Annotated in this window: 10 protein-coding genes; 6 read left to right on the forward strand and 4 right to left on the reverse strand. The window is 68.0% G+C overall.

Annotation, left to right across the window (positions count from 1 at the left end; genetic code table 11):
• The first annotated feature begins 4 nt into the window (after nt 1–4).
• Entirely contained in the window at nt 5–526 is a 522-nt protein-coding gene (locus tag ASE95_RS04290) for a biliverdin-producing heme oxygenase (RefSeq protein WP_056631857.1), read from the forward strand.
• A 4-nt stretch (nt 527–530) separates the two neighbouring features.
• On the opposite strand, the gene ASE95_RS04295 is transcribed toward ASE95_RS04290, so the two are convergent.
• Nucleotides 531–2,669, reverse strand: coding sequence for a histidine kinase dimerization/phosphoacceptor domain -containing protein (locus ASE95_RS04295; protein WP_056631863.1), 2,139 nt, complete (start codon nt 2,667–2,669; stop codon nt 531–533).
• A 136-nt stretch (nt 2,670–2,805) separates the two neighbouring features.
• Here ASE95_RS04295 and ASE95_RS17930 point away from each other — a divergent pair, with 136 nt between their 5' ends.
• Both ASE95_RS17930 and ASE95_RS04305 read left to right on the forward strand, forming a co-directional pair.
• Nucleotides 2,806–3,162: a PilZ domain-containing protein gene (locus tag ASE95_RS17930; protein WP_162234662.1), complete on the forward strand. Its 357-nt coding sequence runs from the start codon at nt 2,806–2,808 to the stop codon at nt 3,160–3,162.
• 44 nt (nt 3,163–3,206) lie between these two features.
• Entirely contained in the window at nt 3,207–3,758 is a 552-nt protein-coding gene (locus tag ASE95_RS04305) for a (2Fe-2S)-binding protein (protein WP_056631870.1), read from the forward strand.
• Here the strand turns inward: ASE95_RS04305 and ASE95_RS04310 are convergent.
• Nucleotides 3,740–5,095 carry a L,D-transpeptidase family protein gene (locus tag ASE95_RS04310; protein ID WP_235528174.1) on the reverse strand — a complete coding sequence of 452 codons (1,356 nt, stop codon included), beginning with the start codon at nt 5,093–5,095 and terminating at the stop codon, nt 3,740–3,742. The two genes, ASE95_RS04305 and ASE95_RS04310, sit on opposite strands and share 19 nt — an antisense overlap.
• Entirely contained in the window at nt 5,095–5,346 is a 252-nt protein-coding gene (locus ASE95_RS04315) for a hypothetical protein (RefSeq protein WP_056631875.1), read from the reverse strand. The genes ASE95_RS04310 and ASE95_RS04315 overlap by 1 nt, the downstream gene beginning before the upstream one ends.
• A 227-nt stretch (nt 5,347–5,573) precedes the next feature.
• On the opposite strand from ASE95_RS04315, the gene ASE95_RS04320 reads away from it, so the two are divergent.
• A complete protein-coding gene (locus ASE95_RS04320; protein WP_056631877.1) occupies nt 5,574–5,846 on the forward strand; it encodes a DUF1488 family protein in 273 nt (90 codons plus the stop codon).
• Nucleotides 5,847–6,143: 297 nt separating this feature from the next.
• On the opposite strand, the gene ASE95_RS04325 is transcribed toward ASE95_RS04320, so the two are convergent.
• The gene (locus ASE95_RS04325) at nt 6,144–9,185 is read right to left on the reverse strand and encodes a TonB-dependent receptor domain-containing protein (RefSeq protein ID WP_056631880.1); all 3,042 of its coding nucleotides are present in this window, start codon (nt 9,183–9,185) and stop codon (nt 6,144–6,146) included.
• Between the two features lie 176 nt (nt 9,186–9,361).
• On the opposite strand from ASE95_RS04325, the gene ASE95_RS04330 reads away from it, so the two are divergent.
• Complete coding sequence (locus ASE95_RS04330; RefSeq protein WP_056631885.1) at nt 9,362–10,369, forward strand: N(4)-(beta-N-acetylglucosaminyl)-L-asparaginase; 1,008 nt, start codon at nt 9,362–9,364, stop codon at nt 10,367–10,369.
• Nucleotides 10,366–11,118, forward strand: coding sequence for a copper homeostasis protein CutC (locus ASE95_RS04335; RefSeq protein WP_056631888.1), 753 nt, complete (start codon nt 10,366–10,368; stop codon nt 11,116–11,118). Before ASE95_RS04330 ends, ASE95_RS04335 begins: the two co-directional genes overlap by 4 nt.
• The last annotated feature ends 5 nt before the right edge of the window (nt 11,119–11,123 follow it).

Genomic DNA, 11,123 nt, shown 5'->3' on the forward strand with positions numbered 1-11,123 from the left:
CGCGATGACGGCGATGACGATGCTGCGCGACGCGACGGGTGCGGCGCACGAACGGGTCGATGCGGCGTTCGGCGGGCACGACCTGTCCGCCCCCGCGGCGTATCGCGCCTTCCTGCGGGCGCATGCGCTCGCGTTGCCGGCCGCCGAACGGGCGATGGCGGCGCTGCCGTTCGCGCTCACCCTGCCGACGCGAACGTCGTTGCTCGCCGACGATCTCGGCACGCTGGGGATGGCGATGCCCGATCCGCTGCCTTTTCCGATTGGGGACGACGCGGCCAGCCGGTGGGGCGTGCTGTACGTGGTCGAGGGGTCGCGGCTGGGCGGCGCGTTGCTCGCGCGGCAGGTGCCGGAGGGCATGCCCCGCGCCTATCTGGGCGCGGTCCACGCACCCGGCCAATGGCGGGCGATCCGCGCCGCGCTGGATGCGGCGGCGACTGGGCGGGATGCCGACTGGAACGCGCGCATGGTGTCTGGCGCGCTGGCGACGTTCGCGCTTTACGCCGCCGCAGCCGGCGGCGGCGCGTAACGGCTCAATCCGCCTCGATCGGCGCGCTCAGTACCGCCCGCACGCCGGGGTCATTGTCCAGATATTCGACCTGCCCGTCGATCCGCTGGACCACCGCGCGCATCATGCGGCTGCCGAACCCTTCGCCTTCGTTGGTCTTGCCCACCCCCTGATCGGCGACGATCAGCCGAAGCCGGTTGCGATATTGCTCCAGCGTGATCTCGATCGGCCCGCCGTCCCGATCGGGATAGGCGTATTTGGTGGCGTTGATGACCAGCTCCGCGGCGATCAGCCCGATGTTCACCGCCCGATCGGTGGGGATCAGCACCGGCGCGAGCGCGAGCGTCATGCACCTTCCCCATTCGTCGCCCAAGGACGCCTTCATATCGTCGAGCAATTCGCTGAGATAGCGGCTGAGATCGATCGTCTCGATCTGATCCTCGCGATACAGGCGGCGGTGGACCAACGCGACCGCCGACAGCCGCGACCGCGCCTCGCGCAGCTGGTCGGCCACTACCCCCGGCCCGGCATCCCGTGCCTGGATCGCCAGGAACGACGACACCAGCTGCAGGCTGTTCTGCACGCGGTGATCGACCTCGCGCATCAGCAGATCCTTCTGCGCCAGCAGTGCGTCCTTCTCGACGCTGGCCCGCTCCAGTTCCTGGTTCAGCCGGCGCAGCTCGTTCGAGGCCCGCGCCTCCCGCAGCAGGCGGCGCAGCCGGCTCGCCCCCTCCACCTGCTCCAGCGTCCAGCGACGCGCCCGGCCACGGACCGTTTCATGCCACGATTCGAACGACGCCCGCGGATGCAGCGTGGCGCCGGGTTCGAGCGGCACCGCCTTGTGCGGATTGCCCGCCCACTCGATCTCCTCGATCTGTTCGACCCGCAGCCACATCAACAGGTGGCGATCATCAAGGCGCAGCGCGAGCACGCCGGTGATCGCACCGAAGCTGCCCGCGCCGTTCCATTCCGTCGCCAGTTCGCGGGTCACGAACGGCAACGCATCCTCGCGCAGCGACAGCGCCTGCACCAGATCGAGCACATCCTCCGCCGCCGGCACCACGCCGCTGCCGGTCACCGCCGCGCCGCGGATCAACACCAGCCCGTCGGCGTCGAGCATGCGGCGTACATCGTCGGCACGTTGCCCAAGGATCTTCAGCGGATCGCCGTCCTGAAACAGCAACGGGCGCAACGCATCTTCATCGCTGCGCAGTGTAAGGCGGCTGCGATAGGCCTCCGCCTCCTCCTTCGCCAGGATCTGCCGCGCCAGCGCGCCGGCCATCGCCGCGGCGGCCGCACGGATGCTGCGCGACAGCGTGCGGGGGGTCATGTGGTGGCACGCCACCAGCCCCCACAACAATCCGTCCTTCACGATCGAGATCGACGCAGACGCTTCCACGCCCATGTTGCGCAGGTATTCAACGTGCACCGGTGAGACGCTGCGGATCGCGACGTCGCTCAGGTCGACCCCTTCGAACCCGGCGGGGCGTAGCGGTGCCGGCACGTAGTGGACGTCGGGGATCACACGGGTGCGGTTGCGGACGTACAGCGCGCGCGCCTGTCGCGGAATATCGGTGGCGGGGAAATGATGGTGCAGGAACGACGACAGCGTGGGCGCCCGGTCCTCGCCCACGACGCACCCCGCCTCATCGTCGAGGAAGCGGTAGATCATGACCCGGTCGAAGCCGGTCAGCGTACGAAACGCCGAGGCGGCGCGCTCGCACAGCGCCTTCAGCGTACCGGCGCGCTCGAACCCGGCCGTGATCGCGTCCAGCCAGCCGAGCATCCCCGCGACCGACCGTGGTGCCTCCCCGACCCGCTCCAGTTCGGCGATCAGCCACGGGCCGGCGCGATGCAGCGCCACGTCGTGCCCGGCGACCGGCTCGGCCAACACCGTGCCACCCGGCCCCACCGGCGCGGCATCGGTGAGCCCCGCGACGTCCTGCCCGAGCAGAAGCGACAGATCCTCCCCGAGCCAATCAGCCCGAAGCGCGTCCTCGATCGGGCCGGCCCCCGCCACGACGCGCATGGTCCGCGGATCGGCGACGAGCAGGATTCCGTGAGGCTGGACCGCGCCCGACAGGTGGATGGGTTCGCGGTCGCAAGGCGTGAGTTCCGCGCCTGCCGGAAGTATCGCGCTCTCCGGCGCTGGTTGCGGATCCATCGTCGATCAATATGGTACCCGCGCGCCCGCTGGCAACCGCACTGACCCAAATCAACCATTTTCTCCTTTTAAGACAATCAACGGGATGCTCGCAGAGGTAATTGCCTGCGCGTCACGGCATGCTATCGGGGTGATGATGTCTGATTCTCCGCCTCGCGAGCCGCGCAGCAGCGTCATCCTCTACGCGCGGATCGAGCATGGCGAGCGTTCGGTCGAGGTGCGGGTGCGCAACCTGTCCGCGACGGGTGCCTGCGTCGACAATCCGGGCGAGCTTCAGAAAGGTAACCGGATCGGGGTGACGATGGGTTCGCTGGTCGCGTTGTCGGCGGAGGTGATGTGGACCTCGCCGACGCTGGCGGGGCTGCATTTCAGCGACGGCGTGATCGACCTGGCGGAGGCGCGCCGACCACGCGAACGCGGCACCGCCGGGACGAAGGCGAGCGCAGGATGGATCAACAACGTCCAACACGCCTATCGTCGCCGCGACACTTGACCATCACGCTTGTCGCGATGGCGCCCGCACCCTAGCACGGCGGCATGACCCGCCTGACCGTCAACAACGAGGCCGTCGAATACCGCATGGCCCCGGACACACCGCTGCTATGGGCCTTGCGCGACGCGTCCAACCTGACCGGCACCAAATACGGCTGCGGCACAGGCAGTTGCGGGGCGTGCACGGTGGATGTCGACGGACGGGCGGTACGATCGTGCCAGTTGACGCTAAAGGCGGCGGAGGGCGCGTTCGTCACCACGATCGAGGGGCTGTCGCGCGATCGCGGACATCCGGTGCAACTGGCGTTGATCGCCGACAACGTTCCACAATGCGGTTACTGCATCCCGGGCATCACCATGGCTGCCGCTGCGCTATTGAAGCACGATCCCGCGCCCGGCGAAGCGGCGATCCGCGCGACGATCACCAACATCTGCCGGTGCGGGATCTATCCACGCCTGGTCGAGGCGATCCAGAAGGCCGGCCGTGCCATGCGGGGTGACGAACGACTGCCCGCCGCGCCGCGTCCCGGGATCGATCCCGTCGACGCGGCGCGCCGTGTCCCCGCGCTGGACCCGGCTCAACCGTCCCGACCGTAGACGTCGTTGCGAAACGCCAGTCGCGTCGGTCCGCCGGTCGCGGTCAGATAGGTCAGGTACACCGGCGTCGGCACCGACAGGGCCACCGCCTGCTCGGGCTTCGTGCCGGGACGCAGCGGCTTGCCCATCAGCCATCGCGCCAGCCGCGGCGCATCCTCCAGCCGGATGCAGCCGTTGCTGAAATGGCGATCGTCCTTTTTCAGGAGCGCGCGATTGGGCGTGTCGTGAAGGTAGATCCCCTCCTGGTTGGGAAAGAGGAATTTGACCTTGCCCATCGAGTTCGACGGACCCGGCAGCTCGCGCAGCCGCAAGTCACGCTTTCCCGCAGCTACCGCACGCCAGTCGATCGTGTCGGCGGGGACGGGGCGCGCGTTGTCGCTCCAGTCGCTCAGCGCCTCCATCTTGAGCGACGCCAGCGTGCGCCCGCCCAGCACCTTGGTCGCGATATTCTTCTTCACCAGATAATCCGGTACGTTCCAGTACGGATTGACGATCGCCCATTGCAGCGTGCCCGCCAGCATCGGCGTCTGCGTTTCGCGCGTGCCCACCACGACGCGCATCTCGCCCTTCGGCACCCCGCGCTCATAGAACCACAGCCGACCGGAGGAAGCATCGACCTCGACATGCCGGGTCCATGGTCCCGGCAGGATGCGCGCACGATCGAGATTGCGCCGCAATCGGGCCAGCGCCGCGGGTGCGATCCCGCCGCTGCGCGCCTGCGTCGACAACGCGCGAAGCTCCACGTAGCGCGGACTCATCCAGGCCATGTCGCTGACGTACTTGGCGAACGATGTCGGGAAGCTGGCCGCACGCAGCACCGCCTCGGGCTTAGGCCGCTTCGCCTTCAACGCCGGGTCGGCCCAGATCATCCCGACATTACGCGGCCGGCGCTGATCCCGGACGTAGCGGACGAACGAATCGGACAACGCCAGTTCCGCCTTTGCCACCGCCGTCGGATCGCCGCCACGCGCCGCCGCGATCCGCTCGCGCAGCTTCGGCACGTCGTAGGAAGATGGATCGAGGGCGTCGAGATCGGCACTGCCCAGATGCCGCAGCAGCGTATCGGCGGCGGGACCGATCCGGCCGTCGGGCGCCCACAGCGCCCGATAACCACGATCGGCATAGACCCTCGCCATCCAGCCGCCGGCGTTGCTGCGGATCGCGGTGGCGACCGCGCGCTCACGCGCGGCGCGTGCTGGGTCGACGCGTGGCTTGGCGGGCTTGGCCGGCTTGCGCGTGGCCATCGCCGGCGCAAGCGGCACCGCCAGCATCAGCACGGCCAGCATCAACGATCGGGTGGAAGGGCGACGACGCCGCCCTTCCTCTCCTTCTGCCATCAGCCTCGTTCGCCGCGGCGAGTCGGTGCGGGCGGCGGGGGCGGCGGCGCCGGCGGGGCATAGGGGTGATAGATGCCGTCGGACGTGTAGTAACCGTCGACGATTCCGTCGCCATCACGGTCGGCCGCGGCGCTGCCGGCGACCGCACCGGGGGGCGGCGGGGGCGGCAGCGGTGCCGGCGGTGCCTTTTTGGCGCAGGCGCCGAGCATCAACATGCCGCATGCCGCGACCATGACCGAACGATAACGCATGAACTTTCTCCCTCTGGCGTCAACGACATCGTCGCGTTGCGCCGTTCCCCTGTCATGGCACGGCTGGTCCATTGCCGGCGTCGCCACCATCCGTGCTGCGACCAGATGTGCGTGTGGCGCGACGACATGGTTAACATGCGGCGCTTGACGGTTATCACGACGAGGCGCGGAACCTCATCGCGCTTCCCGTTTTCTCCGTGATCGACAACTGATGAAGGACACATGCCATGGCGGCCGACCGGCTCGACATCGACAACAGCACCCTGCTCGACAACATCGACGAGCGGCAAGTGGAGTTCAACGCCGAGGCCGATGGCGACGAATACGAATTCGCGGTCCAGTATGACGTGCTGGAGGCGCTGAGCGGCGACGAGCCGGATGGCGACGCGATCGACACGTTCAACCGCTTCTCCGACACGATCATCGAGGCTGCGTTGTCGGCGCTGGCACGCAACGCCGATGCAGTCCCGATCGTGGTGAGCGAAAGCGATCTGGAATAGCCCGCACCACCCATGCTCCATCCCGCCGCAACAATGTTGTTGCGGCGGCGACCGCGCCGGTCCACTCTTCCACTCCTGAAATGAAAAGTCGCCACCAAGGCGGCAGGGAGAGGATGATGGACGGACCGAGCTTGATGGTGATCGGCGTTGGCGCGATCGGGGCGCTGGCCACATTGGTGATGGTGGCGGTCCTCGCGCGCCGCGCGCCGCAACGATAGGGCGGCATATCCCCGATAACGGGTGATCACATACGGCGACAAAGGCCGCGGGCACCCCGCCCGCGGCCTTTTCTTCGGATCAGAAGTTGACCGTCGCCCCGATGGCGATCTGACGGCCCAGCGGGTCGTAACGCTGCGGGATCGTGTTGTTGCGCGCCAGCGCGATATTGTACGAATTGGGCACGAACGGCGCGACCTTGTCGAGCACGTTGTTCGCGATCAACCGCAGCGCGAACTGGCGGGTCAGGTTGAAGGTCAACGCCAGATCGAAATAGTCCATCGGATCGACCCGGTAGTAGGTGCTCTGTTCACGATCCGGCGTGCCGCCGATCGCCGCATCGCCCGAGTTGTTGGCGTTGGTCAGCGAACCGACGTGACGCCAGTTGAGCGAGGCGTTGAAGAAGTCGTCCGGCGACGTCCACGTACCACGCAGGCCATGCGACCATTTCGGGATCAACTGCCCGCATCCGTTGCCATAATAGCCGGCGCAATTGCGTTCCGGCTGGATCGGCGAGTCCTGGCCGCCCGCGAACGACGTCAGCGATCCGTTGAACCCCAGGTCGAAGCGACCCGCGGCATTGGTGTTGATCGTGTATTGCGCCTGGAAATCCCACCCGCGCGAGATCGAGCGGTAATAATTGGTGGTGCCGCGGCGGATGAAGCCGTCGGTCGGGCTGCCGGCCGCGGGCGAGTCGAGCGTCCCGTCGGCCGAGCGAACGATGCCCGAACAGAAGAACGGATCACCGCCGGACCGCAGACAGCCGTCGAGGTAATAATTGTCGTCGTTATAGCCGAGCGAATTGTCGATCTTGATCCGGTAGTAATCGACCGAGAAGGTCAGGCCCGGAATGAAGCTGGGCCGCACGACGACGCCGTAGGTCTGGGTGTAGGCGGTTTCCGGATCGGCGGTGAATCCGCCGGAGCGCACCGTGCACTGGTTGTCGCCGGGGCACAGCAAGGTCGGGCTGCCGTACAGCGAGTCCGCCAGGCCGGTCGCGCGGCAGACGTCGATCGACGCCGCCGGGGCGCCGAACGACCCGTCCGGGTTGCGGGTCGGCGCGCAGAAGTCGCCGCGCGTGCCACCCTGCTGCGCGAAGCTGATGTTGGTCGCCTGGCTGATCTCGACCACGGTCGGCGCGCGTTGCGCCTTGTTGAAGCTGGCGCGGAACGTCAGGTCGCGGACTGGTGCCCACAGCCCCTCTGCCTTCCACGTCGTGAACGTGTCCGGGTTGGTGCTGTACTTGGACACGCGGAAGCCGCCATTGGCCTGCAACAGGTGCGCGAAGGGCTTCTCCTGCACCAGCGGGGCCTGAACCTCGATGTTCGATTCCCACACGTCCTGCGACGCATTGAAATTCTCGCCGGCGTTCAGTTCGCGAAAGCGCTCGTTCGCGGAGGAGCGATAGCTGTCCTTGCGATATTCCGCGCCCAGCGCGACCGCGACGCCGTCGTTCGCGAACGGCGAGGTGATGCCGTATTCGCCGAGATCCCCGGTCATGTTGGCCGTGACGTCCCACAGGGTGCCGACGCCGCGGGTGCGGGCGCGATTGCCCGCCAGCAGGTAGTTCAGCACGCTGCCGTCGTTGCCCGCGCGGAACGCATCGAGCGGGCGGCAGGCGGGATCGGTGCCGTTGACCACCGAAACGCAGGTCGGCGTGCCGCCGACGTTGACGACGTTCAGCGCGTTGTTGACGCGGTTGAAGTCGGGGATGTCGCCGTACGCCACGTCCTGCTGGTTGCGGGCGTACACGCCGCCTACGTCATAGGTCCATGCCGTGCCCACCTTGCCGCGCACGCCGGCCACCGCACGGATGCCGCGGTTGACATATTGGTCGAGGGTATAGGGCAGGTTGTTGAAGCCGTAGCGCACGTCCAGCGGCACCAGCGCCGACGTACCCGCCGCCGGGCCGCACAGCGCGCCCGCCTGCGATCCCGACAGGAACGGATTGTCGCAATTGACCTGGAACGGCTGGTCGCCGTAGCTGGTGGAGCTGAGGATGCGGGTCGGATAACGATTGTTCGACGTATCCTTGAACCAGATCGCGGAGCCGTACAGTTCCAGTTCCGGGGCCAGCGTCAACGTGGCGAAGCCGCCTGCGTTCACACGCTCCATATCGCGCTGCAACGGATAGCCGCGGCGGTCGAACACGTTGCTCGATCCCTGGCCGTACGGGACGAAACCGCGCGTGCCGTCGGGATTGTTGATGAACTCCGGCTGCGCGATCGAGCCGACGGAGGCGTTGCCCGGCCGCACGTAGCCGCCCGGAGCGTAGGTGGAGACCGTGCACGACAACGGCCCGTCGATCACCGGCTGCTGCACCTCGCACGCGGAAGTCGAGCGCGCGTTATAGGGGACGAAATTGGCCTGGCGGTAATTGACGAAGCCCATCAGGCTCAGCTTGTCGTCGAACAGCTTCTTGCCCGCGGTCAGCGTCAGGTCGCTGCGCCCGCCGTCATTGGTCAGCCCGCGCACCGGCGTGACGCCCGCGGCGCGCGCAACGTCGCCCGCGGTCGTGCCCTTGTTCTGGTGATTGTAGAAGCTGTAATTGCCGTCGACGCGAACCCCCTCGAAGCTGGGGCGCAGGATGAAGTTCACGACGCCGGCAACCGCATCGGAACCGTAGACCGACGACGCACCGCCGGTCAGCACGTCGACCCGCTCCAGCAACGACGGCGGGATGATGCCCGTGTCCTGCCCGTTCTGCGTGCCCAGCCGCTTGCCGTCGATCAGCACCAGCGTGCGCTCAAACCCGAGGCTGCGCAGCTTGATGCGCTGGCGACCGTCGGAATCCTGATAATTCTGCTGACTGTCGGGGGCGATCTGCGGCAGGCGGTTCAGCACTTCCTCGACGTTCAGCGGCGCCTGCGCACGAATGTCCTGCGCCGTGACCGATGTGATCGGCGCAGCCGACGCGACGTTGGGGCGCTGGATGCGCGATCCGGTGACCACGATGTCGCCCGTGGCGGCGGGCGTCTGGTCCGGCTCCGCCTGGATCGCGGCCGCGCGCTGCGCTGCGGCGTCGGTATCCCCCGGAGCCGCCTGTTGCGCGAGCGCGGGTGCCGCAAACAGCATGGCCCCCGCCAGTGCCGTCACTGATACGCTGTGACTGAGGAATGTCATCGACCGCTCCCGTACATACTTGAATGTGTTGTCGTTTCTTCCTTTACGGTTGGATGACAGCCTGGCTATCGTCAATACCTTAATAGAACCAACTACATAACCAATGCATGTTTGCGTTGCGACCGGCGGTAGGACGTGCATGGTAGCCGACGACACGACAAGGGTGGAGGGATCGCATGACGAATCGACGTTCGGTGATGACCGGACTGGCCGCGCTGGGGGCGTCGGCGCCGGTCATGGCGCGTGCGGCACCGGCCGATGCGGCGCTGATCGTTTCGACATGGGATTTTGGCGCCGCTGCCAATGACGCCGCATTCGCCGCGATGAAGGCGGGCGCCACCCTGATCGACGCGGTCGAAGCGGGCGCGAAGGTGCCGGAGGCCGATCCCGCCAACCATTCGGTCGGCTACGGCGGCTATCCCGACCGTGACGGACATGTCACGCTGGACGCGGTCATCATGGACGACAACGGCGGGGTCGGCGCGGTCGCCGCGCTGGAAGACACGATCCACGCCATCTCGGTCGCGCGCCGCGTCATGGAGCGCACGCCGCACACCATGCTGGCTGGCGAAGGCGCGACCCGCTTCGCCCGCGATCAGGGGTTCGCCAGGGAGAACCTGCTCACGCCCGACGCCGAACGCGCGTGGCGCGAATGGCTCAAGACCGCGCAATACCAGCCGGTCGCGAACAGCGAGACGGGCACCTATGGCAGCCGGCGTCACGTCACGCCCGGCGGCGCACTGGATCACGACACCATCGGCTTGTTGGCGCGCGATGCCGGCGGACGGATGGCGGGCGCGTGCACGACCTCCGGCATGGCGTTCAAGATGCGCGGGCGGATCGGCGATTCACCGCAGGTGGGCGCGGGCCTGTACGTGGAGCGCGGTGTCGGCGGTGCGACGTCGACCGGGCTGGGCGAGGAGGTGACGCGCGTGTCGGGCACCGCCCGCGTCGTCGCGTCGATGCGCGCCGGCATGTCGCCGCAAAAGGCATGCGAAGAGGTGGTGCGCCATATCGCGCACCTGCGCGGCGCGGCGATAAAGGGCGTGCAGGTCGGCTTCCTCGCGCTCGATCCACGCGGAAATGTGGGGGCGTTCTGCCTCCTGCCCGGCTTCAGCTATGCCGTCACCGATGCGGCCGGCCGCACCACCGTCCGCCCCGCACCGGCGCTGTTCCGCGCATGAACCGTCGCCTGCTCGAGGTCTGCGTCGAGGATCCGCGCGGCATCGCCGCGGCGGTTGCGGGTGGCGCGGATCGCATCGAATTATGCGCCGCGCTGGATGTCGGCGGGCTGACCCCACCCGCCTCGCTGGTGCGTGCGGCGGCGTTGGCGCCGGTGCCGGTCCACCTGCTCGCCCGTCCGCGGGCCGGTGGCTTCGTCTATGATGCGGCCGAGCGCGCGCTGGTGGCAGACGACATCCGCACCGCGGCGGAGGCCGGATTGGCCGGCGTGGTGATCGGCGCGAGCACGGCCGATGGAGCGCTCGACGCGGCGACGCTCGCCGCATGGATCGCGCTTGCCCGCGATCTCGGCGCGGCACGCGGTCGACCGCTGTCACTGACGCTGCACCGCGCCTTCGACCTTACCCCCGACCTGCCGGCGGCGCTCGAAATCGCGGTGGCGCTCGGCTTCGACCGGATCCTCACCTCGGGCGGGATGCCCCGGGCCGCCGACGCACTCGCGATGCTGGCCCGGCTGGTCGAACGTGCCGGTGACGAGATCATCGTGCTGGCTGGCAGCGGCGTATCGCCAGCGACGCTGCCCGCGATCCTGACGAGCGGGGTGCGCGAGGTGCACGCCTCGTGCCGCCGCGCCACGGCGGAGCAGAACCCGGCGCTGGTCCGCTTCGGCTTTGGCGCGTCGACGGCGAAGATCACCGATGTCCGGGTCGTCGCGGACCTCGCGGCGATGCTATCCGACGAGCGGACTTGAACAAT

It is taken from the genome of Sphingomonas sp. Leaf231 (assembly GCF_001421995.1).
Taxonomy (GTDB): Bacteria; Pseudomonadota; Alphaproteobacteria; order Sphingomonadales; family Sphingomonadaceae; genus Sphingomonas.